The organism is Nocardiopsis sinuspersici (assembly GCF_001998325.1).
In the GTDB taxonomy this organism is placed as follows: domain Bacteria; phylum Actinomycetota; class Actinomycetes; order Streptosporangiales; family Streptosporangiaceae; genus Nocardiopsis; species Nocardiopsis sinuspersici.
Genome location: NZ_MCOK01000001.1, coordinates 4,275,939 through 4,302,029, shown reverse-complemented (window position 1 = coordinate 4,302,029; position 26,091 = coordinate 4,275,939). Strand labels below are relative to the sequence as shown.

The window sequence follows — 26,091 nt, the reverse complement described above, 5'->3', positions numbered from 1 at the left end:
CCGCGGGCCACGCGGGACCGGCCGACCGCGCGGTCGGCGTCAGCTCTCCAGCCAGTTCCAGGCGGTCTCCTCGTCCTCCGGGGCGAAGTGGCGCCCCTGGGCGCTGACGACCTTGTCGCTCGCCTTGACCAGGACTTCGAGCAGCTTCTGGTCGCCGACGACGGCGAAGCGCTCGATGTCGCCGAGGTGCTCCTTGGCGAACCGGAAGTCGTCGTCGAGCGCCGAGAACTCGGCGGTGGGGAAGCCGTGGGTCCGCATGAGCAGGCGCACGCTCCCGTGCTCGCCGATCCTCGCGCGCAGCTCCCCGGCGATCCGCTGGTACTCCTCCTCGGTGATCCTGTCCGTGAACTCGTATCCGACGATGTTGCCGTGGCTTCGCGCCAGCCGCTGGTACATGGTGTCTCCAGGCGTCGGTCCGTTCGGTCCACCTCCGCTACCCAGGCGGGTCGGGACGCAACCCGGGGACCCGCTCAGCCGCGCGGGGCGGACTCCCGGCGGGTGGGGGCGCCCTCCCCGGCCGGGGGAGCGGCCACCATGGCCGCCGCCCTGCTGGGCCCTGGCGCTCCGGCGTCCCCCGCCGGCCCCGTGACACGCCGGTGCGGAGGCGGGCGCCCGGTGTGCCCGCCGCCGCACCGTTAGCCTGGGCCCTCTCCGATGGACACGGGTCCCCGGCGGGTATGCGCCTGGGAGAGAACCCATCGAGACGGAGGAGACGAATGGCTACCACCTGGCTGGGACCCGAGGGGCGCACCGCGGCGCTCGCGTCGATGGCCGACAAGGAACTCGACGTCCTCGTGGTCGGGGGAGGCATCGTCGGGGCGGGAATCGCCCTGGACGCCGTCTCGCGCGGTCTGTCCACCGGACTGGTCGAGGCACGCGACTTCGCCTCCGGCACGTCCAGCCGCTCCAGCAAGCTCGTCCACGGCGGGCTGCGCTACCTGGAGCAGTTCGACTTCGAGCTGGTCCGCGAGGCACTCCACGAGCGCGGGCTGCTGCTGACCACCATCGCCCCGCACCTGGTCCGCCCGGTGCCCTTCCTGTTCCCGTTCGCCCACCACTGGGAGCGCGCCTACATCGGCGCGGGCGTCACCCTCTACGACGCCCTGGCCATGGCCTCGCGCAACAACCGCGGCCTGCCCTCGCACCGCCACCTGACCAGGTCCGGCGCTCTGCGCGTCTTCCCCGCGCTCAAGCGCAGCGCGCTGGCCGGGGCCGTCCAGTACTGGGACTGCCAGGTCGACGACGCCCGCTTCGTCACCACCGTGCTGCGCACCGCCGCCGGGCTGGGCGCCAGCATCGCCTCCCGCGTCCAGGCGGTCGGGTTCCTGCGCGAGGGCGAGCACGTCGTCGGCGCCGACGTCACCGACCTGGAGAGCGGCGAGGAACTGGGCATCCGCGCCCGCCAGGTGGTCAACGCGACCGGGGTGTGGACCGACGACATCCAGGAGATGGTCGGCGGCCGGGGCCAGATCCACGTCAGCGCCTCCAAGGGCGTCCACCTCGTCGTGCCGCGCGACCGCATCCAGGCGTCCTCCGGCATGATCCTGCGCACCGAGAAGAGCGTCCTGTTCGTCATCCCCTGGGGCCGCCACTGGATCATCGGCACCACCGACACCGCCTGGGACCTGGACAAGGAGAACCCGGCCGCCAGCCGCGCCGACATCGACTACGTCCTCGACCACATCAACCAGGTGCTGCGCACGCCCCTGGGCAGGGACGACGTGGAGGGCGTGTACGCGGGCCTGCGCCCGCTGCTGTCGGGGGAGTCGGAGGAGACCTCCAAGCTCTCCCGCGAGCACACGGTCGCCCACCCCGTGCCCGGCCTGGTCCTCATCGCCGGGGGCAAGTACACCACCTACCGCGTGATGGCCAAGGACGCGGTGGACGCGGTCGCGCACGGCCTGGGCGGGAGCCTCCCGGCCTCGGTCACCGACCGTCTGCCCCTGGTGGGCGCCGACGGCTACTGGGCCCTGTACAACCAGCGGCACCGGCTGGCCCGCGACTCGGGGCTGCACGTCTCCCGCGTCACCCACCTGCTGCGCCGCTACGGCTCCTCGGTCCGCGACCTGCTCGACCTGGTCCGGGAGCGCCCCGACCTCGGCCGCCCGCTCACGGGCGCCGACGACTACCTGCGCGCCGAGGTCGTCTACGCGGCGAAGGCCGAGGGCGCCCGGCACGTGGATGACGTGCTGTCCCGGCGCACCCGGATCTCCTTCGAGACCTGGGACCGGGGCATCGCCGCCGCGGACGAGGCGGCGCACCTGCTCGCGGGCTGCCTCGGCTGGGACGAGGAACAGGTCCGGCGCGAGGTCGAGTACTACCGCAAGGGCATCGAGGCCGAACGCGCCGCGCAGGAGCAGGACACCGACCAGGAGGCGGACGCCATCCAGCACGGCGCCCCGGAGATCGTCCCGGAGGCGCACATCACGCGTCCCTGAGCGCACCGCCGCCACACCCCGGGCCGGCGCCGCCACCCGGCGCCGGCCCTGGGTGTGGCCTGGAGCACAGCGCCTGGTTAGGGTGCGGCTAGGGTGCGGTACCCCCCGCACGCACACCCCGAAGGACGCGAACCCATGATCAAGGTGCTGCTCGTCGAGGACGACGTTCGGCTCGCCGACGCCCTCGCCGGTGCGCTGGAGGCCAACGGGTACACGGTCGACCAGGTGCGCACGGCCGAGAGCGCGCTCGCCGCGGCGCCCGCCGACATCGTCCTGCTGGACCTCGGCCTGCCCGACATGGACGGCATCGAGCTGTGCGCCCGCCTGCGCGAGCGCCACGACGTCGGCGACACGGCCGTCATCATGGTGACCGCCCGGGGCCGGCAGCGCGAGCGCGTCCGCGGGCTGCGCGCGGGCGCCGACGACTACGTCGTCAAACCCCTGGCCATCGAGGAGCTGTGCGCGCGGATGGAGGCCGTCCTGCGCCGCACCCGCAGGCGCGCCGACACGCCTCTGACCGCGGGACCCCTGCGGATCGACCCCGCCACCCGTGCCGTCACCCGCGGGGGACGGCCGGTCGAGCTGACCCGCAAGGAGTTCGACCTGCTCGTCGCCCTGGTCCGGGAGGCGGGGACGGTCGTCTCCCGTGAACACCTGCTGCTGCGGGTGTGGCAGACCGCCTGGCCGGGGACCCTGCGCACCCTGGAGGTGCACGTGGGCACCCTGCGCGCCAAGCTCGGCGTGCCCGGCCTCATCGAGACGGTGCGCGGCGTCGGCTACCGGCTCGCGGTGGACGAGGGCACGTCCGCCACGACGACCGGGCCCGCCGCCGCGGCCCGCCGGCCCTGACCCCCTCCCCCGGAACACCGCCATGCGCCAACGCGTGCTGACCGTGTACGTGACCCTCCTGGTCACTGCCTGCCTCGGACTGGCCCTGCCCCTGTGCGGGAGCATCGCCGCCCGGGGCACCTCGGACATGCTCCTGGACCGGATCAACGACACCGCCCGCTTCGCCGGACTCGCCGAGCCCAGCGTGCTCACCGGAGTGGAGGGCACCCTGTCCGGCGAGCTGACCGCCTACGACCGGCTGTACGGCATCACCGCCGTCGTCGTCGACCGGGACGGAGAGGTCGTGGCCGCCTCCCGCGAGGGCGTCACCCTCGCCGGCCTGGACCCCCGGCGCTCCGGCGGCGAACTCCCCAGGGCGGTCCGTTCGGCGCTCGCGGGCAACCGGATGGGCGCCGACACGGTCGTCTACCCCTGGCAGGGCGGTCCGCTGATCGTCGCCGAGCCCATCGGCCGCTCCGGCGAGGTCGTGGGCGCCGCCGTCACCGCCTCGCCCACGGGGGCGCTGCGCCGCGCCACCCTCGCCCAGTGGTGCGTGGCCTGGGCCGCCGTCGCCGCGCTGATGGTGGCGGGCACCGCCGCGGCCGGACCGCTCACCCGCTGGATCCTGCGCCCCATCGACGACCTCGACGAGGCCACCCGCGCGGTCAGCGGCGGCAGCCTGGACACCCGGGTGCGCACCGCCGCCGGCCCGGTCGAGCTGCGCCGCCTGGGGGAGTCCTTCAACCGGATGGCCGACACCATCACCTCGATGATGGAGAGCCAGCGCACCTTCGTCGCCTACGCGGGCCACCAGGTGCGCAACCCGCTCGCCGCCCTGCGGCTGCGCGTGGACGCCCTGTCCCGCCACCTGACGCCCGAGGGCGCGCAGGGGCACCGGCTGGCCCTGGACGAGGTGGACCGCCTCACCCGGATCTGCGACAGCCTGCTCACCCTGGCCCGCACCGAGGACGCCGAGCACTCCATGGTCTGGGAGGACGTCGCGGAGGTCGCCGAGGACCGCGTGGTGTCCTGGGCGCCGATCGCCGAACGCGCCGGCGCGGTCCTGGTGTGCGAGGGCGACGCGGGCGCGCGGGTCCGCTGTGTGGAGGGCACCCTGGACCAGGCGCTGGACGCGCTCATCGACAACGCCCTGAAGTTCGGCGGGACGGGCGTGCGGATCACGGTGCGCGTCCACCGGGTGGAGGAGGGGCCGGACGGGCCCGGGTACGTGGACGTGCACGTGGTGGACGACGGGCCCGGACTGCCCGGGAGCCGACTGGACCAGGCCACCCGGCCGTTCTGGCGGGACGGGCACGACGGGGTGGGCGGCTCCGGACTCGGGCTGTCCATCGTCGTCACCCTGCTGGAGCTCCAGGGGGCCCGGCTGTCGCTGCGGCCGGCGACACCGCACGGGATCGACGCCCGGATCCGCCTCCCGGTGTGAGGACCCGGCCTCAGCCGTCTCCCTCGTCGTTCGCGTACTTGACCTCGCGGTAGTAGGCGGCAGCCCCCGGGTGCAGCGGCACGGGCAGGGTGGCGATCGCCGAACGGGGGTGCAGGTGCAGCGCCACCGGGTGGAAGCGGACGAGCTCGGCGCGCGAGTCGAACAGCAGCCGGATCAGGTCCCGGGCCACGTCGTCGGGCATGGAGGCGTTGACCACCAGCAGACTCGGCACGCCGATGGTGCGCACGGCGGGCACACCGGAGTAGGTGCCCGCGGGCACGGGCAGCTCGGAGAAGTACTCGCCGTACCCGTCGATCAGCTCCGGAACGTGGTCGGCCAGGTCCACCAGCCGGACGGGGACGCGCTCGGCCAGGTCGGCGACGGCCTGTGTGGGCAGGCCCCCCGACCAGAAGAACGCGTCGATCCGCCCCTCCTCCAGGGCGCGGGCCGAGGCGCCGATGGGCATCCGCAGCCGCGTCACGTCCCGCTCGCCGGTCCGGGCGCCGGGCGCGGCCTCCCCCGCCCCGGCCAGGTCCAGGAGCCGCTCGGCCATCATCTCGGTGCCCGACCCGCGCGCTCCCACGGACACGGTGCTCCCGGCCAGGTCGGCGACGGTCTCGTAGGGGGAGTCCGCGCGCACCACCAGGTGGGTGTGGTTGTCGTACAGGCGGGCGATCGCCGAGACGGGCAGCGGCTCCCCGAAGGGGGGATCGCCCGCGACCGCGAGCGCGGCGACGTCGGCGAGGGTGAAGGCGGCGTCCACGTCCCCGGCCGCGACCAGGCGGTTGTTCTCCACGCTCGCGGCCGTGGTGAGCGCGACGATCTCGGTGCCCGGGTAGGCGGTGGCGGCCTGGGCCAGGCCCGCGCCGTAGACGTGGTACACCCCGCCGGTACCGCCGGTTCCGACGGACAGGCGGAGGGGCTCGGGGGACCGGGGCTGTGACCAGGTGAGCAGGGAGGCGGTGGCCAGGAGCGCGAGGAGGGCTCCGGAGACCGTCCCCGGCCATCGGGTGGGGGGCCGCACCATGGGCGAACAATAGCAAGGAGGGCGCAACCTCAGGAGAGGCTCAAATCCGGTGCGAAGGGCTACGGGTTCCGCGGGGGCGGTCACTACGTTGGACAGCGGAGTGGCGCAGGCCACACACCGCGGACCGGAGCGCTCCCCGCTTCCCGCTCCGGACCGGTCCCCCGAAACCCCCGAGAGGACGCCCGACCGTGCGACGCCCGACGCTGTCCCTGGCCGCCATCCCCCTCAGTACCCTGCTGCTCACCAGTTGCGCCCAGCCGGCGGAGACCGGCGGCGGCGAGGAGGCCGGGGTCGGCGGCGGCCCCGCCCAGAACCAGCTCAGCATCGTCACCGGCGGCACCGCGGGCGTGTACTACCCGATCGGCGGCGCCCTGAGCGGCATCATCGGCGACCACCTCGAAGGCCAGACCGCATCGGTCGAGTCCACCGGCGCCTCGGTGGAGAACATCCGACTGCTCGACTCCGGCAGCGGCCACCTGGGCATCGTCCAGGGCGACGCCGCCGACCAGGCGGCCACCGGCATGGCCGACTTCGAGGGCGCCCCCGTCCAGACCTACTCGCTGGCCGTGCTCTACCCCAACGTCTTCCACGCGGTGACCCTGGACTCCATCGCCCGGGATCAGGGCTTCGAGTGCTTCTCCGACGTGGTCGGCACCCGCTACTCCATCGGCGACGTCGGCAGCGGCAACGAGGCCACGACCAGGCAGGTCTTCGAGTCCCTGGGGATCGCCGAGACCGATGTCGAGGCGGACCAGCTCGGCTACGCGGAGACCGCCAGCGCGCTGAAGAACAACCAGTTGGACGCGGGCTCCTGGGTGGTCGGCGAGGGCCACGCCGGCATCACCGAGCTAGGCACCACCGACGACGTCCACCTCATCCCGATGTGCGACGAGGAGCGCTCCGCCGTCGTCGACGGCTACGGCGGCTACACCGAGCACGTCATCGAGGCCGGGACCTACCCGGGCGTGGACGAGGACGTGCCCACCATCGCGGTGTGGAACGCCCTGGTCGTGACCGGCGGGTTCAACGAGGACCAGGCCTACGACATCACCTCGGCCATGTTCGAGCACATCGACCAGGTCGTCGACGTGTACGACCCGGGCGAGGAGTACCTGGTCCCCGAGACCATCCTCAACAGCCCCGTCCCGGTGCACCCCGGCGCCCTCCGCTTCTACGAGGAGCAGGGCGTCGAGATCCCCGAGGACCTGCGTCCTTAGGGCATGTACGGCGAATACCCACCCTGCTGCGCGACGCCCCGGCGGCACCCACCACACACGCCCTAGGGGCTCCCCGATGGATACACCCTCCGCGGCGGACGGCCGGCGGCCGACGGGCGCGGGAGGGGGCACCCGGCGCCCGCGGGCCGCGGCGCCGGCCCTGTACGGCACGGCCCTGGCCCTGGCCGTGGCCCTCACCGCCCTGCTGCTACCGGTCCGGCCCGCCCTCAGGCTGAGCGACGAGGGGGACACGATCGGCCACCTGCCCCTGGCCGAGGGCGAACGGTTCACCATCGCCTACGTCCACTCCATCGACGGGCTGCCGATCGAGGAGGACATCGGGGTCCGCGACGGGCACCTGGTCGTCGAGGCCACCCGGCTCCGGCAGTTCGGCGCCGGTATGGGCCACATCCCCGGTGAGGGGACCGGCCACGCCGAGGGCGAGTGGTGGGTCATCGAGGGGATCGACCGCGACATCGGCACGGAGCTGGTCCTCAGGGTCGGCTCCCCGGCCGTGGACCACCGGATCCGCACACCCGGCGACGAGGTGCGGCTGTCCCCGTGCCTGGCCGCCCGCCCGGTGACCGTCGAACCGGTCCGGGTGCCCGTCCTCCACCTGCTGCTGGGCGGCGACCCCGAACCGGAGTGCTGACCCCGGGGCCCGTCCGGTCCCGCCGAGACCAACCGAGGAAGAAGCATGGCTGAGAACCCGTCCCGGGGGCGGAGCGAGACCTCCGGCCCGCAAGAGCACGACAGGCCCGCCGACGCGCTCCCCGACGTGGAGGCCGACGGGTCGGCGGAGCCCGTGTGGAGGCGGATCGCCGCCGAACGCTGGGGCGGGGGCCGCACGGCCTCAGCCGTCGGCGTCGTGATCCTGGTCCTCTCCGCCGCCCTGACCCTCTTCCAGCTCTACGTCGCGCTCCGCGCCGGGTTCGACGCCCAACAGCAGCGGCTCATCCACCTGATGTTCGTCATGGTGCTGGTGTTCCTGGCCAAACCGGCCCTGCCCGGCAGGGCCGGGCGCTCGGTCCCCGCGCTGGCGCTCGACCTGGTGCTGATCGCCGCCACCGTGGCGGTGAGCTTCTACCCGATGGTCCTCCAGGCCGAACTGGCCTCCCGGGCGGGCGCCTACACCGACACCGACTGGATCATGGGCCTGACCACGATCGTCCTCCTGCTGGAGGCGACCCGCCGGTCGGTCGGCATGGTCATGGTCGTGATGGTGTCCGGGTTCGTCTTCTACGCGTGGATCGGCCCTCTCATCCCCGGCCGGTTCGGGCACTCCGGCGCCACCATCCAGCGCATCGCCACGCACAGCTACCTGGGCGACGGCATCTACGGCCTCACCCTCGGCGTGGTCGTCACCTTCGTGTTCGTGTTCATCCTGTTCGGCGCGCTGCTGTCCAAGACCGGGGGCGGCAACTTCTTCGTCGGCCTGGCCTACGTGCTCACCGGGCGCATGGTCGGCGGCCCGGCCAAGGGCGCGGTGCTGGGCAGCGCCCTGATGGGCTCGGTGTCCGGCAGCGCCATCGCCAACGTGGTCAGCACCGGGCCGTTCACCATCCCCCTGATGCGCAGGGTCGGCTACAGGAGGCACGACGCGGCGGGCGTGGAGGCGGCGGCCTCCACCGGCGGCCAGATCCTGCCGCCCATCATGGGCGCGGGCGCGTTCATCATGGCCGAGCGCACCGGTATCCCCTACGTCGACATCGTCAAGGTCGCGATCATCCCGGCGCTGATGTACTTCGGCGTGATGTTCCTGTTCGTGGACATCCTGGCGCGCAAGCACGCCGTCGGACTGGCGAAGGACTCCGAGCTGCCCACCATGCGCGCGGTCATGGGCGCGGGCTGGCACTTCCTCGCCCCGCTGGTGCTGCTCATCGTCTTGCTGCTCAACTACGTGCCGCCCACCCAGGCGGGCCTGTACGCGTGCGGAGCCCTGCTGCTCGTGGCCATGCTGCGCGCCGGGAGCCGCCTGTCGCCCCGGGACTTCCTGGAGGTGTTCGTGCTGGCGGCGCGCAACACCATGCCGGTGTCGGTGGCCTGCGCGGTGGCGGGCGTCATCGTCGGCATGGTCGGCCTGACCGGACTGGGCCTGGTGCTCGCCGACGTCCTGGTCACCGCGTTCGCGGGCAACCTGCTGCTGACCCTGATCATGGTCGCGCTCACGTCGCTCATCATGGGCATGGGCCTGCCGGTCACCGCCGCCTACGTCGTCCTCGCGGTCCTGGCGGTCCCGGCCCTACAGGAGCTGGGGCTGGCCGTGATCGTCGCGCACATGATCGTGTACTGGTACAGCCAGGACTCCAACGTGACGCCGCCGGTGGCCTTCGCCGCGTTCGCCGCCGCCGGTATCGCCAACGCCAGGCCGATGCGCGCGGGCCTGTCCGCGTGGAAGTTCGCCAAGGGCCTGTACCTCATCCCCATGCTGATGGCCTACACGGCGCTGATGGCCGTCGGGGGACCGGTGACGGACCTGGTCGCGGCGGTGGTCGGCGGCTGTGTCGCGCTCGCGGCGTCGGCGATCGCGCTCGAGGGCCACTTCCTGCGCCGCACCGTGCTGGGGGAGAGGCTCGCGTTCGCCCTGGCCGCCGCGCTGGTCCTGGTCGCCCCCGAGTGGAGCGGCCTGCTCCGGTGGGCGCTGTCGGCCTCCGTCGACCCGGGCTGGTTCACCCTGGCCGGTTCGCTGCTGGGCGCCGGGCTCATCGCCCTCCAGGTGGTCGGCCACCGGCTCTCCCGGGGAAGGGGGAGGGCCGCGGAGCCGGCGGACCCCGCCCCCGGGGCCGGACGGCGGGACGAGGCGGCCGCGGGAAAGTAGACGGCCGGGCCGACTACGCTCTGCTGACATGTGGCGATTCGGACGCAGACCAGGCAGGGCGTCGCGCGGCGCCGACATCGGAGCGCTCCTGGTGCCGGAGGCCTTCGGCGCCGACCCCGTGCTGCGGACCGCGTGCGAGGCGGTGCGCGAGGGCGAGGTCGAGTCCGGCCTGCCGCTGCTGGCGGAGAGCCGGGAGGCCCCCGAGCTCCGCGTGCTGCGGGCCGTGGAGCTGGGCCGGGCCGCCGCGGACCGCCCCGGAGGCGTCGCCGCGCTCGTCGAGTCCGGCGCCGACCGGGCCGACGCCGTGCTGTGGCTGGGCTACGCGCTGCTGGCACGGATCCCGGCGGGGGCCGTCGGGGGCGCCGGAGCCTCCACGGCCGAGCGGAAGGCCGCCTCCGCCGCCCTGCACGAGGCCGGGGACGCCCTGGAGGCCGCCGCGGGTATGCGGCCCGACGACGCGGCGCCCTGGGAGGGGCTCCAGGCCGTCGCGACGGGCCTGGACGCGGACCGGGAGGACAAGGACCGGATCTGGCGCGAGATCATCGCTCGGGCACCCCACCTGTTCCCCGCCCACATGACCCGTGTCCGGGCCCTCCGCCCGCCCCCGGGCGAGTCCGCCGGGCCCGGCGCCGCCGAGGAGATGTTCGCCTTCGCGGGGTCCGTCGCCGACACCGCGCCCGAAGGCAGTCCGCTGCCCGCCGTGCTCGCGCTGGCGCACGCCGAACACCTGCGCCGTGAGCGCGACCGGCTGCGCGGGGAGGGCAACATGGACTTCATCGTGGACGGCGCCATGGGGCGCCTGTACGGCGAGGCCGCCCAGGAGCTGTTCGCCTTCGCCCGCGACTGGGTCGCCCGGGCGGTTCCCCACCTGCGGGACGCGCAGGCCCACCACCTGTTCGGATGGGCGTTCCACAAGGCGGAGATGACCGAGGCGGCACGCTGGCACCTGAGCGCCGTGGGCGGCCTGCGCTGCGACCTGCCGTGGTCGCTCTTCGGCCGCGCCTCCACCGAGGCGGGCCGGGCCATGGCCGAGCTGGGGGTGGATCCCGCCAGGGATCCCGGGGCCTGAGTACCGCTACTCAGGCGGAGGGGACGCGCGCCGGGCACTCTGTGAGCATGACCTACCGCCCCCAAGCCCCCGTTCCCCTGCCGCGCGCGATCCTGCTCGCCACGGCCGCCGCCTTCGCCGCGGTGGCCCTGTCCCACCTCGTCGGATGGGCGGTCAGCCAGTACCTGGAGGCGCTCCACACCACCCCCGACGCCAACATCGGCGCGGGGCTGGCCCTCCTCCTGCTGCCCGTCCCCCTCGCCCCCGTCCTGGTCTGGCCGCTGGTCCGGATGGTCCGGCTGCCCTATCCGGCGCTCACGGCACTGGCCGTCGCACTCCCGTACCTGCTTTCGGCCATGGGGGTGTGGCAACTGTGCATGTCCTTCACGGACCCTGCCCCTCCCCTGGTGTCCGTGGGGTTCCTGGCCGTGGCCGACGCGTTGGCGCTCACAGTGGTGCTGGCCGCCACGGCCGTGCTCACCACCCGCCACCACGCCCGCGCGCTCCGGGACCGCTGAACCGCGGGACGGCCGAAAAACCCTCGCCATGCGGGCGGCGCTCGGACACAATGCACGGGTGCTACTGACGATCACGACCACGGCGAACCCGGCGACGGACCTCGGTTTCCTGCTGCACAAACACCCCGACAGGGCGCAGAGCTTCGGGCAGTCCTTCGGGACCGCGCACGTCTTCTACCCCGAGGCCACCGAGGAGCGCTGCACCGCGGCGCTGCTGCTGGACGTCGACGCGCAGGCGCTGCTGCGTACGCGCACGTCGGTGCGCACCCCCGACTTCGCGCTCTCCCAGTACGTCAACGACCGCCCCTACGCGGCGTCGTCGCTGTTCGCGGTGGCACTGGGCAGGGTGCTGCGGTCCGCGCTCCGCGGCACCTGCGAGCAGCGGCCCGAACTGGCGCGCACGCCGATACCGCTGGAGCTGCGCATGCCCGCGGTGCCCTGCCGCGCCGGAGCCGACCGCGTCCGCGCCCTCTTCGAGCCCCTGGGCTGGACGGTGGAGGCCGAGCCGGTCCCGCTCGATCCCGGGCTGCCGGGGTGGGGCGACTCGCACTACCTGTCGCTCACCCTCACCGGCACCCTGCGCCTGTCCGAGGCGCTCAGCCACCTGTACGTGCTGCTGCCCGCCATGGACGGCGACAAGCACTACTGGGTGGACCGGAGTGAGGTCGACAAGCTCCTGCGCGCCGGCGGGCTCGCCGTGGACACGGCCGGGGACGACGGCTCCGCCGAGACCGCCGTACCCGCTGCGACCGACGGGGACGACGGGGAGGACGGCGGCGCCGGGACCGGCTGGCTCGCCGGGCACCCCGAGCGCACCTGGATCACCCGCCGCTACCTCAGCCGGCGCGACGGCTACGTGCGGACCGCGCTGGCACGCCTGGCCGAGGCCGACGACGTGGCCGAGGGCGAGGACGTGGACGACCCGGGGTTCGAGGAGGCCTCCGCGGCGCCGCCGCACGAGGAGCGCGGGCCCAGCCTGGCCGAACAGCGGGCCGGTGCGGTCCTGGCGGTGCTGCGCGCCGAGGACGCCACCAGCGTCATCGACCTGGGCTGCGGCTCGGGGCGGCTGCTGGAGCGGCTGGTCACCGAGCCCTCCCTGGGCCGGATCACCGGTGTGGACGTCAGCGTCGTCAGCCTGGAGCGCGCCCACCGCAGGGTGTGCCGGGGCTGCGAACCGGGCGGGCGCGGACGCCACCGCCCCCTGTTCGCCGACACCCGTGAGGGCCGCGGCCGCGGGGGAGGCGCCGCCGCGAGGCCGGACCTGCTCGTGGGCTCGGTGGTCTACCGCGACAGGAGGTTCGAGGGCTACGACGCCGCCGTCCTGATGGAGGTGGTCGAGCACCTCGACCCGTCGAGGCTGCCCGCGATGGAGGAGAGCGTGTTCGGTTCGGCCCGGCCCCGCGTCGTCGTGGTGACCACGCCCAACGTCGAGTACAACACCCACTACGAGGGACTGCCCGAGGGCTCCCTCCGGCACGGCGACCACCGCTTCGAGTGGACGCGCGCCGAGTTCGCCCTGTGGTCGGGCCGGGTCGCCGAGAGGTACGGCTACCGCGTCCGCCACCTGCCGGTCGGGTCCGAACACCCCGAGACCGGCGCTCCGACCCAGATGGGAGTCTTCGTCAGATGAGCACGAACGAGAAGGCCGGGACCGCCGCTGCGCGCGTGCTCGGCGTGCCCGAGATGGGGCTCGTCGTGCTCGTCGGTGTGTCCGGCGCGGGCAAGTCCACCTTCGCCGCCAAGCACTTCGCGTCCACGCAGGTGATCAGCTCCGACCACTGCCGCGGCCTGGTCAGCGACGACGAGAACGACCAGTCCGCCAGCGCCGACGCGTTCTCGCTCCTGCACACCGTCGTGGACATACGGCTGCGGCGGGGCCTGCTCGCGGTGGTCGACGCCACCAACGTGCAGGCCGGGGCGCGCCAGGACCTGCTGCGCGTGGCCAAGGCCAACGACGTGCTGTCCACCGCCATCGTGCTGGACGTGCCCGAGGCCCTGGCCCGGGAGCGCAACCGCGACCGGCCCGACCGCGACTTCGGCGACCACGTCATCCGGCGCCAGCGGCGCGACCTTCGGCAGAGCGTCAAGCGGCTGCGGCGCGAGGGCTTCCGCAAGGTGTACGTGCTCAGCGGCCCGGAGGAGATCGACGCCGCGACCGTCGAGCTGGAGCGCGCCTGGCCGGACCGCAAGGAGCTCACCGGCCCGTTCGACGTCGTCGGCGACGTGCACGGCTGCCGCGAGGAGCTGGAGGAGCTGCTCGGCGACCTCGGCTACGCGTTCTCCCGGGACGGACTGGGGCGCCCGGTCGGCGCCCGCCACCCCGAGGGCCGCACGGCGGTGTTCGTCGGCGACCTCGTGGACCGGGGACCCGACAGCCCCGGCGTGCTGCGCCTGGTCATGGGCATGGTCGCCGACGGCGACGCCCTCTGCGTGCCCGGCAACCACGAGAACAAGCTCATCCGCGTGCTCAGGGGAGGAAGGGCCCGGCTCACCCACGGCCTCGCCGAGACCATGGAGCAGTTGGGCCGGGAGAGCGAGGAGTTCCGCGAACGCGTGCTGGACTTCTGCGACGGACTGGTCAGCCACCTCATCCTGGACGGGGGCAGGCTGGTCGTCGCGCACGCCGGGCTCAAGGAGGCCTACCACGGGCGGGCCTCCGGCCGCGTGCGCTCCTTCGCCCTGTACGGCGATACCACCGGCGAGACCGACGAGTACGGGCTCCCGGTGCGGCTGCCGTGGGCGCGCGAGTACCGGGGCCGGGCCGCCGTGGTCTACGGGCACACGCCGATGGTCGGGGCCGAGTGGCTCAACAACACCCTCTGCCTGGACACCGGCTGCGTGTTCGGCGGCAGGCTCACCGCGCTGCGCTACCCCGAGCGCGAGCTGGTCGACGTGGCCGCCCACCGCACTTGGTACGAGCCCGCGCGACCGCTGGGCGGCGAACCGGAGAGGGCGGCGAAGGCCCGCCCGGACACCGTCGTGGACATCACCGACGTCGGTGCAGGCGACCTCGGCTCCGGCATGTTCGTGGAGACCGAGCACGGCCGGGTACGCGCCGGCGGCGGCAGCACCCTGGCCGCGCTGGAGGTCATGAGCCGGTTCTCCGTGGACCCGCGCTGGCTGCTGTACCTGCCGCCGACCATGGCCCCGGCGCCGACCTCGGCCGAACCCGGCCTGCTGGAGCACCCGAACGAGGCCTTCGCCTCCTTCCGCGGTTCGGGGATCGGGGAGGTCGTGTGCGAGGAGAAGCACATGGGGTCGCGGGCCGTGGCCGTGCTGTGCCGGGACGGGGACGCCGCCGAGCGCAGGTTCGTCCCCGGTGAGCTGGGCACCGTGTACACCCGGACCGGCCGGCCGTTCTTCAACGACCCGACGCTCCAGGCGGAGGTGGTGGACCGGTTGCGGAGGGCGGTCACCGACGCCGGGCTGTGGGACCGGCTGGGCACCGACTGGATCGCCCTGGACGGGGAGATGCTGCCGTGGTCGGCCAAGGCCCGGTCGCTGATCCGCGAGCGGTACGCGTCGGTGGGCGCCGCCGCCCGCGCGGCACTGCCCGCCGCCGGAGCCGCGCTCGCCGCCGCGGCCGGGCGCGGTGTGCCGGTGGGCGGCCTGGCGGACGGGGTGGCGCGCCGCACGGAGCAGATCGAGGAGTTCAGCCGGGTCTACCGGCGCTACTCCTGGGACACCGACGGCGTCGCCGGGCTCCGGTACGCGCCGTTCATGGTGCTGGCCTCCGAGGGGCGGGAGTACGGGGACGCCGACCACCTGTGGCACATGGCGGTCGCCGAGCGGCTCGCCGAGGCGAGCGGCCTGGTCCGCTCCACCCGCTACCGGGTGGTGGACACCACCGACCCGGCCGCGTGCGCCTCGGCCGCCGGCTGGTGGAGCGAACTGGTCTCCACCGGCGGTGAGGGCATGGTGGTCAAGCCGGTCCTGGGCGCCCGCGCCAGCGGCCGCAAGGGCCTGGCCCAGCCCGGGCTGAAGGTGCGCGGTCCCGAGTACCTGCGCATCGTCTACGGCCCCGACTACACCGATCCGGAGCGGCTGGAGGTCCTCAAGGACCGCGACGTGGGCCGCAAGAGCGGCCTGGCCATGCGCGAGCACAAGCTGGGCCTGGAGGCCCTGGCCCGGCACGCCCGGCGCGAACCGCTCTGGCGCGTGCACGAGCCGGTGTTCGCGGTGCTGGCGCTGGAGTCGGAGCCGGTCGACCCGCGGCTGTGACGCGCGCCGGACGATCTTGCTCCCAGCGGCACTGTGGGGCACCGACAGTGCCACTGGGAGCAAGATCAGCAGCGGGGAGGTCCCGCCCGTCACACCGTCAACGTTTCCGGCCAGCCCGCTGGCCGTCGGTATTTGGGGAATCGCACGAGGGCCGGGTTACCGATAGGTAGTCCGTTTGCACCAACTGTGTACCGCTTCGCCTCCTTTTCACGTCGTCTCTTTCGGTCGGACATCCACAGAGGTCATGATGTGCACGCCCCCGACCCCCAGTCACTTCCGGAGAACACGTGTCCCCCACCCGACCCGGACGCCTGATCGCGTCCACGTCAGCCGCGGCGGCGGTGCTCCTGGGCGTCAGCCTCGGAGCGGTACCGGCCGCCCTCGCCGACACCACCACCCCGGTGATCAGCGAGGTGTACGGCGGAGGCGGCAACAGCGGCGCCGAACTGCGCAACGACTTCGTCGAACTGGGCAACCCCACCGGCGGAGCGGTCTCCCTCGACGGCTGGAGCGTGCAGTACCTGCCCGCCAGCCCTTCACCGAACACCCGGGTCCAGGTCACGGAGCTGGGCGGCGAGGTCGGCGCCGGAGAGCACTACCTCGTGCGCCAGGCGGCCGGCTCCGGGGGCAGTGTGGAACTCCCCGCCCCCGACGCCACCGGCGGCGCCAACATGTCCGCCTCCGCCGGCGCCGTCCTGCTCGTGCGCGGCACCGACCCCGTCACCTGCCGCACCGCCGCCACGTGCGCCGAGGACGGAGACGTCGTCGACATCGTCGGCTACGGCGACGCCGTCGTCCACGAGAACGCGCCCGCGCCCAGGCTGAGCAACACCACCTCCGCCTCGCGCGACGCCGACCTCACCGACACCGGCGACAACGCGGCCGACCTCACCGCCGGAGCCCCCACCCCCGCCAACACGGCGGGCGAGACCCCGGGCGGCGGCGACGGGGGCGGGGACGGCCCCGAGGAGCCCGTCGAGCCCGGCGACCTGCGCGTCCACGACGTCCAGGGCACCACCCGCACCTCCCCGCACGTCGGACAGCAGGTCACGGGCCTGCCCGGCGTGGTCACCGCGGTCAACGCCTTCGGCGGGGCCCGGGGCTTCTGGTTCCAGGACACCGAGGGCGACGGCGACCCGCGCACCAGCGAGGCGCTGTTCGTCTTCACTGGCTCCACCACCCCCGACGTGGCCGTGGGCGACGAGGTCCTGGCCGCCGGACGGGTCAGCGAGTACCGGCCCTCCTCCGGAGCGCAGACCATCACCCAGTTGAGCCAGGCACGCTGGACCGTCCTGTCCTCGGGCAACGCGGTACCCGGCTCCGTCCTGCTGGACGGGGACGCGATCCCCGAGGCGTACGCGCCCGAGCCCGGCGGGGACGTCTCCGGCCTCACGCTGGAGCCGCAGGCCTACGCCCTGGACTTCTGGGCCGCGCACGAGCACATGCTCGTCCGCGTGGAGGACGCCCCCGTGGTCGGCGCCACCGACGACTACGAAGCCCTGTGGGTGACCACCAAGCCCGAGCAGAACCCCACCGTCAACGGCGGCACCCGCTACGGGTCCTACGACCAGCCCAACTCGGGCCGGGTCAAGATCGAGTCGCTGCTCGACCGCGCACGGCACCCGTTCCCCGACGCCAACGTGGGCGACACCCTCGCCGGGGTCACCGAGGGCCCCGTCTACTACAGCCAGTACGGCGGCTACCTCGTCCGCGCCACCACCCTGGGCGAGCACGTGTCCGGCGGCCTGGAGCGCACCGGCGTCCGCGACGCCGAGCGCTACGAGGTCAGCGTCGCCACCTACAACGTCGAGAACCTCGGCGGGCGGGCCGACCAGGCCAAGTACGACGAGCTGGCCTCGGGGATCGTCGAGTCCCTGAACTCGCCCGACATCATCGGCCTGGAGGAGATCCAGGACAACACCGGCCCGACCGACGACGGCGTCGTGGACGCCGACGTCACCCTGGACCGGCTGGTGGCCGCGGTCGAGGCCCGGGGCGGCCCCTCCTACGAGTGGCGGCAGATCAGTCCGCAGGACAAGCAGGACGGCGGACAGCCGGGCGGCAACATCCGCAACGCGTTCCTGTTCGACCCCGCGCGCGTGCGGTTCGTGGACCGCGAGGGCGGCGACGCCACCACCGCGGTGGAGGTCGTGGAGGGCAGGCGCGGCGCCGAGCTGTCGGTGTCCCCGGGCCGGATCGACCCGGAGAACGAGGCCTGGAAGTCCAGCCGCAAGCCGCTGGTCGGCCACTTCCGCGCCCTGAACCGGGACGTCTACGTGGTCACCAACCACTTCAACTCCAAGGGCGGCGACCAGTCCCTGCACGGCGTCAACCAGCCGCCGGAGCGCGGCAGCGAGACCCAGCGCCACGCCCAGGCCGAACTCGTGCGCGGGTTCGCGGAGGAGCTGCTGGCCGTGGACCCGCAGGCCAACCTGGTGGTCATGGGCGACCTGAACGACTTCCAGTTCTCCCGGACCCTGGAGATCCTCACCGTCGACGGGCCCCTGGACAACCCGATGGCGGACCTGCCCGAGGGGGAGCGCTACAACTACGTGTACGACGGCAACTCCCAGGCCCTGGACCACATCCTGGTCAGCCAGGCGATCGCGGGCCGGGTCGACTACGGGATCGCGCGGCTCAACTCCGAGTTCCACGACCAGGTCAGCGACCACGACCCGCAGGTGCTGTGGCTGGACGTCCGCCGCGGCACCCCGCCGGGACGCCCCTGACCCGGGCCCGGCCCCGCCGGGACGCCCCTGACCCGGGCCCGGCCCCGGCGGCACGCGCCGCCGGGGCCGGGCACCCGCGTGTACGGGCGCGGGGGCGCGCTCCGCGCGTTCCCGCGGTGACGGCCGGCCGGATCTCCTCCGGCCGGCCGTTCCCGTTCCGGGGCAGGCGCTCAGCGCACGTCCCTGCGGCTCAGCACCGCCGCGGCCAGGCCCCACAGGACGAGGGTGAGCGAGGCCGCGGAGAGCACGACGGCGGCCGCCGCCGGCAGGTCGACGGCCCCCGCGTCGGCGACGGCCGTGCTGCCCAGGCTGAGCGCCGTGGTGACCAGGGCCTGGGGCAGGAGGTGGGAGACCGCTCCGCCGCCCCCGGAGTAGAGGACGCCGACCCCGGCGACGCAGCCCAGGAGGCCGAGGGCGACGGGCGCGGCGAAGGAGCGGACCAGCATCGACAGCAGGGACTGCAACGCGATGACCGGCAGCGCGGCGACGACACCCAGCAGGGCCGCGGCGCCGCTGTGCCAGTGCGGCCAGCCGTCCAGGCCCAGGACGAACCTTCCGGTCAGGACCACCAGCACGAGCAGGACGAGCTGCATGACCGCGACCACCAGGGCGAGCGCGGCGAGTTTGGAGCCGATGACCGAGAGGGCCCGGGCGGGCGTGGCCATCAACAGGTTCCAGTTGTGGCCGCGGTGCTCCATCCGCCACGCTGCCGACGCCATCACAGCGATCCCCATCGACATGAACAACATGCCGTAGAAGATGACGACCTGCGACCAGTAGGACGCCCATCCGACCGAGAGGGTCTCCGTGTTGCCGCCGTAGTTCACGGATCCCGTGACGACCGCGAGCAGGGGCAGCACCACGGCCACGATCCACAGGGCCGACCGGCGCAGCTTGGTGAGTTCGGCGAGGACCATCCTCCTCACGCCTCCGTCCGGTCGAAGCGGTGGCCGGCCACGGCGAACAGGACCGCCACGACCGCCAGGAACACGGCCAGCCAGCCGTACCCGGGAGTGAGGGCGGCGAAGCCGTCGTCGCCCATCCTCAGCGGGGAGACGACCGCGTAGTAGCCCCAGGGCAGCACGCGCGCCAGAGCCGGCGGCATCAGCAGGGAGAACACCCCGCAGAACGCGCCGAGCAGCCCCACCCCCATCCCGACGAGCTGGTTCTCCACACGGGCGGCCAGCCACACGTGCAGGCACAGCAGTGCCAGGTCCACCAGGAGCAGACCGACCGCGTACTGGACCCACACTCCGGGGGACAACGGAACGGTGATCCCGGCGGCCAGGCCCGCCATGACGACCAGGGCGGTCTGTACGGGCACCGCGACCGCCAGCAGCGCTCCCAGCACCGTGGCCTTGGCGCGGCACAGCCGCCCCGGGCGCAGCCCGGCCACCTGCGACAGCATCCAGCCCTGCCCCTGGTGCTCGATGTCGACCTGCCTGCTGGCCAGCACCGCGACCAGGAGGGGGGAGGTCATGGCCGTGACCATGACGTAGCTCATGAGGAGGCTCTCCCACGGCTGGGCGCCGGGGTCGTCGAAACCGGCCCGCGCGGAGTCGGACATCAGGTTCGCGCACGTCAGGGCGACCACCGCGGCCACCATGACCGCGCAGACCAGCACGACCCGGAGCCTGCGCGTCTTGCGTAGTTCGAGGTTCACCGCCGTCAGCGTCACAGGAGCCCCTCACGGCCGGTGAGGTCCATGAAGACCTCCTCCAGGGACTGCTGGACACGCCGCACCCCGTGGACCGGTACGTCCGCGCCGACGAGGCGCCGCACGAGGGCGGCCGTGTCGTCGTCGCCGAGACCGGACAGGCGCAGGCCCCGCTCCGAGCGCACGGCGGGGACGCCCAGGGCCAGGGCCCGCCCGGGTTCGGGTGTGTCGACGAGCAGGTCCGGCGTGCTGCGGTCGAACAGCTCGGCCCGCGTGCCCTGGAAGACCAGCCTTCCCCGGCCGAGGATGCCCAGGACCGAGGCCATCCTGTCGATCTCGTCGAGCAGGTGGCTGGAGACCATGACCGTGACGCCGTCCTCCGCCAGCGACACCAGCAGCCCGCGGATCTCCTCGATGCCCGCGGGGTCCAGTCCGTTGGTGGGCTCGTCGAGGATGAGCAGGCGCGGCTCCCGGGCCAGGGCCATCGCGATGCCCAGGCGCTGCTTCATCCCCAGCGAGTACGCGCGGACGAGCTTGTCCATGTGCTCCTGCAGGCGCACGGTGGCGACCGCCCGGGAGACCTGCCGGTCGCTGAGTCCGAGCATCCGCTGGACGATCACCATGTTCTCCCGCCCGGTCAGGTGGGCGTATCCGGGAGGCGCCTCGACGAGGGAGCCGATCTCCCGCAGGAGGGCGGGGCGCGTCTCACGGTTCATCGGTCGGCCGAGGAGGGTGATCTCGCCCCGGCTGGGCCGGGCCAGCGACAGCAGCATCTTCATGGTGGTGGACTTGCCCGAGCCGTTGGGGCCCAGGAAGCCGTACACGCAGCCCTGCGGCACCCGCAGTTCGAGGTCGTCGACGACGGTGCGCGGACCGTAGGTCTTCGTCAGGTGGTGTGTGGTGATGACGTCGTTCATGGAACTCCTTCCACCGAGGAGGCTCCACCCCGGCACCCGAGGAGGGCATCGTGCCGCGGGACGAGGAACGCGCCCGCCGAAAGTAGGTGCCGCCGCAGGGCGCGGTGGGGCGTGCCGCTTCGGAGGGCGAGGGTGGAGCGCGCGGCCGAAGGGGCGCGGGGAGCGCGTGCCGTCGGAGGGTGCGGCCGAAGGGACACGGGGGGCGGCCGCAGGGGTGCGGGGGAGCGCGCCGCTCAGGCCTCCCGGAGCAGGTCCTCCCGGTCCACCAGCCCGGCGCGGAACGCGAACAGCACCGCCTGGACCCGGTCGCGTGAGCCGGTCTTGGCCAGGACGTGGCCGACGTGGGTCTTCACGGTGGGCATGGACAGCACGAGGCGCTCGCAGATCTCCGTGTTCGTGTGTCCGAGCGCCACGGCGACGAGGACCTCCTGCTCGCGCGGGGTCAGCGACGCGACGGCGCGGCGGGTGTCCCTGTCGAGCGGGGCCGACCGGGAGGGCGGGCCGCCGAGCAGGGGGCGCACGTGCCCGAGCAGCCTCCGCGTGGAGCGCGCGGAGATGACGGAGTCGCCGCGGTGCACGGTGCGCACGGCCTCCAGGAGCTCCTCGGGCGGGGTGCTCTTGAGCAGGAAGCCCGCGGCGCCGGCCTCGACGCCCTCGACCACGTACTCGTCGGTGTCGAAGGTGGTGAGGATGACGACGCGGCAGTCCGCCCCCGAGGAGACGAGGGCGCGCGTGGCGCTCAGCCCGTCCGTGCCGGGCATCTGGACGTCCATGAGCAGGACGTCGACGGGGTCGGACCGCTGACGGGTGACGGCCTCGGACCCGTCGGCCGCCTCCCAGGCGACGGTCAGGTCCGCCTGGGAGTCGATGACCATGGCCATCCCGGCCGTGAAGAGCCGCTGGTCGTCGGCCAGCCCCACACGGATCACGTCCGCTCCCAGGGGACCACCGCGCGCACCCGCCAGGTGCCGGTCGCGTCGTCGGCGCCGGCCTCCAGGGCGCCGCCGTGCAGGCCGACGCGCTCACACATGCCGACCAGGCCGTGGCCGGGGCCCCCTCCTCGTCCGGGACGTCCCCGGACGGCGGCGGTCGGGGCCGCGGCCACGGCCTCGCGCACGGGGTTGGCCACGGCGACCTCGACCCGTCCGGGAGACCACGTGAGCCCGATCCGGACGTCGACGGGCCCCGCGTGCTTCAACGCGTTGGCGAGGGACTCCTGCACGACGCGGTAGACCGTCAGGGACGCCGTCGCCGGCAGGGCCGGCGGCGCCTCCGGACCCGTCCGGCCGCCGCCCGGAGCGGGCGGGGTGCCGTGCTGGACCAGGCGGATCCGCAGACCGGCGCGTCGGTACTCCTCGACGAGGCCGGGCAGGTCGCCGACCCCGGGGGCCGGGGCCGCACTCCGGCCCTCGCCGTCGCGCAGGACGCCCAGGAGCTGGTGCAGCTCCGCCGCGGACTCGCGTCCCACCTGGGAGACGGTGGCCAGGGCGGTCACCGCGCGCCCGGGATCGGCCCTCGCGGCGTAGCGGCCCCCGTCGGCCTGGGCGATGATGACGTTCAGCGAGTGCGCGAGGATGTCGTGCATCTCCCGGGCGATGCGGGTCCGCTCGTCGAGCGCGGCCAGCCGCACCTCCTGGGCCCGCTGGGTCTCCAGCAGCCGTGCGTGCTCGACGACGCGGGCGAACTCCTCGCGGCTGCGCCTGCGGAACGTCCCGAGCAGGGAGAACAGCGCGATCGCCGTCCAGGCCGAGAGGACACTGTTGAGGCGCGGTTCCAGGTCCGCGGAGAGCTCCTCCGGCGGCATGGACAGAACGGCCCAGGCCGCTCCGGCCAGGAGCAGGCCGAAGCCCACGGCGCGCCACGCACGCGAGAGCTCGGACTGGGCCGTGTAGGCGGCGACCAGGGCACTGATCCCCGTGATCGCCGTGAGGTGGTCCAGCCACAGGATCTGGAGTGACAGCAGCACCGCCAGGGCGGCCAGGGCCGGGAGCGGACTGGTGCGGCGCAGCGCCAGCGCGGTGCAGCACGCGGCGGTCAGGGCGAGGTAGGTCCACGACTCGGCCGTACGGAACCCGGACACAGGATGGGACACCGCGGACAGGACGAACCAGAGAAGGGCCCAGCACGTGTCCACGGCGAGCACGTGGCCCCGGGCCCAGAGCGTCGCCCGGTCCAGGAGCGTGCGTGCGGACAGGTCGGCCATGCCTCCACGATAGGAGCGCGCGGGCCGGGGAACCTCATGCCCCGGTATGAGGCCGGTGCCGCGCAGGGGCGTGCCGGAGACGCTTCGGGGCGCGTCGGGGACGGGCGGCGGCTCCGGGACACGGTGGCGTCCGTCACCGTCCACGTGCCCGGCGGTCCCCTATTCTGGGGAGCGCCCGCGAGGCGGCGGGCGCACTCCACCCAGGGAAGCGAATGATGAACGTCCTGCTCACCGGCGGTGCCGGGTACATCGGCTCCCACACCGCGGTCGAACTGCTCGAAGCCGGGCACGGGGTCGTGGTCGTGGACTCCCTCGCCAACAGCCACGCCGAGGCCCTGAGCCGCGTCGAGCGCATCACCGGGCGCACCGTCGCCTTCCACGGGGAGGACTGCACCGACCCCGCCGCGCTGCGCCGCGTCTTCGCCGGGCACCGGATCGACGCCGTCATCCACCTGGCCGGGTTCAAGGCCGTGGGCGAGTCGGTGGAACAGCCGCTGCGCTACTACCGCAACAACCTGGACGCCCTGCTCTCCCTCGTCGAGGTGATGGACGAACACGGTGTGCGCGACCTGGTGTTCAGCTCCTCGGCCACGGTCTACGGCGACCCCGAGCAGGTGCCCGTCACCGAGGACGGCGGCCTGTCCGCCACCAACCCCTACGGCGCCACCAAGCTGTTCGCCGAACAGATCCTGCGGGACGTGGCCGCCTCCGACCCGCGCTGGCGGATCACCTCCCTGCGCTACTTCAACCCCGTCGGCGCCCACCCCAGCGGACTGATCGGGGAGGACCCCCAGGGCGTGCCCAACAACCTGTTCCCCTACGTCGCGCAGGTCGCCGCCGGGCGCCGCGAGCGCCTGAACGTGTTCGGCGACGACTACGACACCCCCGACGGCACCGGCGTGCGCGACTACCTGCACGTGGTGGACCTGGCCCAGGGCCACCTGGCCGCCGTGGACCACATCGCCGACGCCGCCGGGTACCGCGTGTACAACCTGGGCACCGGACAGGGCACCTCGGTCCTGGAGGGCCTGCGCGCCTTCGAGCGCGCCACCGGGTCGACCATCCCGTACACGGTGGTCGAGCGCCGCCCCGGCGACATCGCCGTGTGCTTCGCCGACCCCTCCGCCGCCGCCCGCGACCTGGGCTGGAAGGCCGTGCGCACCGTGGACGACGCCTGCCGCGACGCCTGGCGCTGGCAGTCCGCCAACCCCGGCGGCCTCGCGGGCTGAGCGAAGCCGCGTGTCCCGCGTATCGCGCGGGACACGCCGGTCCCGCGAAGGGCCCGGGGCGTGTCCGGCGGAGGCCGCCCGTCGCGCAGCGGGGGGCGAGTGCCCGTCACGCACGCCCTAGACTGGGCGGACATCCCTTTACTCCTGCGGAAGGTCCTCCGTCGTGTCCGTTGGTGCTGAGAGCACGTTCGACACCGTTCTCGTCGTCGACTTCGGCGCGCAGTACGCGCAGCTGATCGCCCGGCGCGTTCGTGAATGCCACGTGCACAGTGAGATCGTGCCCTCGACCATGCCCGTCGAGGAGATGCTCGCCAAGAAACCCAAGGCCGTCATCCTCTCCGGCGGACCGTCGTCGGTCTACGCCGAGGGCGCCCCGAACCTGGGCCCCGAGCTGTTCGAGACCGGGGTCCCCACCTTCGGCATCTGCTACGGCTTCCAGGCGATGACCCGGGCCCTGGGCGGCGTCGTGGAGAGGACCGACCTCAGTGAGTTCGGCCGCACCGAGCTGTCGGCGGTCCCCGACTCCCTGCTGTTCGCCGGAATGCCCGTCGAGCAGCAGGTGTGGATGTCGCACGGCGACTCGGTGGTCGGCGCCCCCGAGGGGTTCGCCACGACCGCCAGCACCGCGGGCGCGCCGGTCGCCGCCTTCGAGGACACCGACCGCCGCCTCTTCGGCGTCCAGTTCCACCCCGAGGTCATGCACACCGAGCACGGCCAGGAGGTGCTGCGCCGCTTCCTGTACGAGGGCGCGGGGTGCCGCCCCACCTGGACGATGGTCAACATCGTCGAGGAGCAGTTGGAGCGCATCCGCGAGCAGATCGGCGACAAGCGCGTCATCTGCGGGCTGAGCGGCGGCGTGGACTCCGCCGTGGCCGGCGCCCTGGTGCAGCGCGCCGTCGGCGACCAGCTGACCTGCGTCTTCGTGGACCACGGCCTGCTGCGCAAGGGCGAGGCCGAGCAGGTGGAGAAGGACTTCGTCGCCATCACCGGGGCCAGGCTCAAGGTCGTGGACGCCGAGGAGCGGTTCCTGTCCGCGCTGTCGGGCGTCACCGACCCCGAGGAGAAGCGCAAGATCATCGGTCGCGAGTTCATCCGCGTCTTCGAGCAGGCGGCCCGTGAGGTCGTCACCGAGAGCGGCGAGGCCGGGGCCGAGGTCGAGTTCCTGGTGCAGGGGACCCTGTACCCGGACGTGGTGGAGTCCGGCGGCGGCACCGGTACCGCGAACATCAAGTCGCACCACAACGTGGGCGGCCTGCCCGAGGACCTCCAGTTCACGCTGGTGGAACCGCTGCGCGAGCTGTTCAAGGACGAGGTGCGCAAGGTCGGCGAGGAGCTGGGCCTGCCCGCCGAGATGGTGTGGCGCCAGCCGTTCCCCGGCCCCGGGCTGGGCATCCGCATCATCGGCGAGGTGACGCACGAGCGCCTGGAGATCCTGCGCGAGGCCGACGCGATCGCCCGCGAGGAGCTGACCCGCGCGGGGCTGGACCGCTCCATCTGGCAGTGCCCGGTGGTGCTGCTCGCCGACGTGCGCTCGGTGGGCGTGCAGGGCGACGGCCGTACCTACGGCCACCCCGTGGTGCTGCGCCCGGTCAGCAGCGAGGACGCGATGACCGCCGACTGGTCGCGCGTGCCCTACGACGTGCTGGCACGGATCTCCAACCGGATCACCAACGAGGTGCGCGAGATCAACCGGGTGACGCTGGACGTGACCAGCAAGCCCCCGGGCACCATCGAGTGGGAGTAGTCCTCCCCGCGGCTTAGGACGGGCCCGGCACACGACGCCTCGGCGGGTGTGCC

General features: G+C 73.6%; 20 protein-coding genes. 13 read left to right on the top strand and 7 right to left on the bottom strand.

The window, feature by feature from the left end; genetic code table 11:
* Nucleotides 1-39: 39 nt before the first annotated feature.
* Nucleotides 40-396 (bottom strand): SpoIIAA family protein, encoded by a 357-nt coding sequence (locus NOSIN_RS27295; RefSeq protein ID WP_170293653.1) that lies wholly within the window; start codon nucleotides 394-396, stop codon nucleotides 40-42.
* Nucleotides 397-716: 320 nt separating this feature from the next.
* Between NOSIN_RS27295 and NOSIN_RS18580 the strand changes: the two genes are divergently transcribed.
* The 3 genes from NOSIN_RS18580 (at nucleotide 717) to NOSIN_RS18570 (ending at nucleotide 4,710) form a co-directional block, all read left to right on the top strand.
* Nucleotides 717-2,438, top strand: a complete 1,722-nt coding sequence (locus tag NOSIN_RS18580; protein ID WP_077691971.1) for a glycerol-3-phosphate dehydrogenase/oxidase — start codon at nucleotides 717-719, stop codon at nucleotides 2,436-2,438.
* Nucleotides 2,439-2,573: 135 nt separating this feature from the next.
* Nucleotides 2,574-3,287 (top strand): response regulator transcription factor, encoded by a 714-nt coding sequence (locus tag NOSIN_RS18575; protein ID WP_077691970.1) that lies wholly within the window; start codon nucleotides 2,574-2,576, stop codon nucleotides 3,285-3,287.
* Between the two features lie 22 nt (nucleotides 3,288-3,309).
* Nucleotides 3,310-4,710: a sensor histidine kinase gene (locus NOSIN_RS18570; protein ID WP_077691969.1), complete on the top strand. Its 1,401-nt coding sequence runs from the start codon at nucleotides 3,310-3,312 to the stop codon at nucleotides 4,708-4,710.
* Nucleotides 4,711-4,720: 10 nt separating this feature from the next.
* On the opposite strand, the gene NOSIN_RS18565 is transcribed toward NOSIN_RS18570, so the two are convergent.
* A complete protein-coding gene (locus tag NOSIN_RS18565) occupies nucleotides 4,721-5,737 on the bottom strand; it encodes a TAXI family TRAP transporter solute-binding subunit (RefSeq protein ID WP_077691968.1) in 1,017 nt (338 codons plus the stop codon).
* A 188-nt stretch (nucleotides 5,738-5,925) separates the two neighbouring features.
* Here NOSIN_RS18565 and NOSIN_RS18560 point away from each other — a divergent pair, with 188 nt between their 5' ends.
* The 8 genes from NOSIN_RS18560 (at nucleotide 5,926) to NOSIN_RS18525 (ending at nucleotide 18,288) form a co-directional block, all read left to right on the top strand.
* Nucleotides 5,926-6,954 (top strand): TAXI family TRAP transporter solute-binding subunit, encoded by a 1,029-nt coding sequence (locus NOSIN_RS18560; protein ID WP_077691967.1) that lies wholly within the window; start codon nucleotides 5,926-5,928, stop codon nucleotides 6,952-6,954.
* Nucleotides 6,955-7,030: 76 nt separating this feature from the next.
* Nucleotides 7,031-7,606, top strand: a complete 576-nt coding sequence (locus NOSIN_RS18555) for a DUF1850 domain-containing protein (protein WP_077691966.1) — start codon at nucleotides 7,031-7,033, stop codon at nucleotides 7,604-7,606.
* A gap of 45 nt (nucleotides 7,607-7,651) precedes the next feature.
* Complete coding sequence (locus tag NOSIN_RS18550) at nucleotides 7,652-9,772, top strand: TRAP transporter permease (protein WP_077691965.1); 2,121 nt, start codon at nucleotides 7,652-7,654, stop codon at nucleotides 9,770-9,772.
* Between the two features lie 28 nt (nucleotides 9,773-9,800).
* Complete coding sequence (locus tag NOSIN_RS18545) at nucleotides 9,801-10,841, top strand: hypothetical protein (RefSeq protein WP_077691964.1); 1,041 nt, start codon at nucleotides 9,801-9,803, stop codon at nucleotides 10,839-10,841.
* 47 nt (nucleotides 10,842-10,888) lie between these two features.
* A complete protein-coding gene (locus tag NOSIN_RS18540; protein WP_077691963.1) occupies nucleotides 10,889-11,338 on the top strand; it encodes a transporter in 450 nt (149 codons plus the stop codon).
* 58 nt (nucleotides 11,339-11,396) lie between these two features.
* Entirely contained in the window at nucleotides 11,397-12,968 is a 1,572-nt protein-coding gene (locus NOSIN_RS18535; protein WP_077691962.1) for a 3' terminal RNA ribose 2'-O-methyltransferase Hen1, read from the top strand.
* On the top strand, nucleotides 12,965-15,559 hold the full coding sequence (locus NOSIN_RS18530) for a polynucleotide kinase-phosphatase (protein ID WP_077691961.1): 2,595 nt from the start codon (nucleotides 12,965-12,967) through the stop codon (nucleotides 15,557-15,559). The genes NOSIN_RS18535 and NOSIN_RS18530 overlap by 4 nt, the downstream gene beginning before the upstream one ends.
* Nucleotides 15,560-15,846: 287 nt before the next feature.
* Nucleotides 15,847-18,288 (top strand): endonuclease/exonuclease/phosphatase family protein, encoded by a 2,442-nt coding sequence (locus NOSIN_RS18525; RefSeq protein ID WP_077691960.1) that lies wholly within the window; start codon nucleotides 15,847-15,849, stop codon nucleotides 18,286-18,288.
* 170 nt (nucleotides 18,289-18,458) lie between these two features.
* Here the strand turns inward: NOSIN_RS18525 and NOSIN_RS18520 are convergent, their stop codons facing one another.
* From NOSIN_RS18520 to NOSIN_RS18500, 5 genes are all read right to left on the bottom strand, one after another.
* Nucleotides 18,459-19,205: an ABC transporter permease gene (locus NOSIN_RS18520; RefSeq protein ID WP_077691959.1), complete on the bottom strand. Its 747-nt coding sequence runs from the start codon at nucleotides 19,203-19,205 to the stop codon at nucleotides 18,459-18,461.
* Between the two features lie 5 nt (nucleotides 19,206-19,210).
* Nucleotides 19,211-19,966, bottom strand: coding sequence for an ABC transporter permease (locus NOSIN_RS18515; protein ID WP_077691958.1), 756 nt, complete (start codon nucleotides 19,964-19,966; stop codon nucleotides 19,211-19,213).
* Nucleotides 19,963-20,862, bottom strand: coding sequence for an ABC transporter ATP-binding protein (locus tag NOSIN_RS18510; protein WP_077691957.1), 900 nt, complete (start codon nucleotides 20,860-20,862; stop codon nucleotides 19,963-19,965). The genes NOSIN_RS18515 and NOSIN_RS18510 overlap by 4 nt, the downstream gene beginning before the upstream one ends.
* A gap of 233 nt (nucleotides 20,863-21,095) precedes the next feature.
* A complete protein-coding gene (locus tag NOSIN_RS18505; RefSeq protein WP_077691956.1) occupies nucleotides 21,096-21,791 on the bottom strand; it encodes a response regulator in 696 nt (231 codons plus the stop codon).
* Nucleotides 21,788-23,065: a sensor histidine kinase gene (locus NOSIN_RS18500; RefSeq protein WP_077691955.1), complete on the bottom strand. Its 1,278-nt coding sequence runs from the start codon at nucleotides 23,063-23,065 to the stop codon at nucleotides 21,788-21,790. The genes NOSIN_RS18505 and NOSIN_RS18500 overlap by 4 nt, the downstream gene beginning before the upstream one ends.
* A 215-nt stretch (nucleotides 23,066-23,280) precedes the next feature.
* Here NOSIN_RS18500 and galE point away from each other — a divergent pair, with 215 nt between their 5' ends.
* Nucleotides 23,281-24,294, top strand: coding sequence for a UDP-glucose 4-epimerase GalE (gene galE, locus NOSIN_RS18495; RefSeq protein ID WP_077693654.1), 1,014 nt, complete (start codon nucleotides 23,281-23,283; stop codon nucleotides 24,292-24,294).
* 163 nt (nucleotides 24,295-24,457) lie between these two features.
* On the top strand, nucleotides 24,458-26,038 hold the full coding sequence (guaA, locus tag NOSIN_RS18490) for a glutamine-hydrolyzing GMP synthase (RefSeq protein WP_077691954.1): 1,581 nt from the start codon (nucleotides 24,458-24,460) through the stop codon (nucleotides 26,036-26,038).
* The last annotated feature ends 53 nt before the right edge of the window (nucleotides 26,039-26,091 follow it).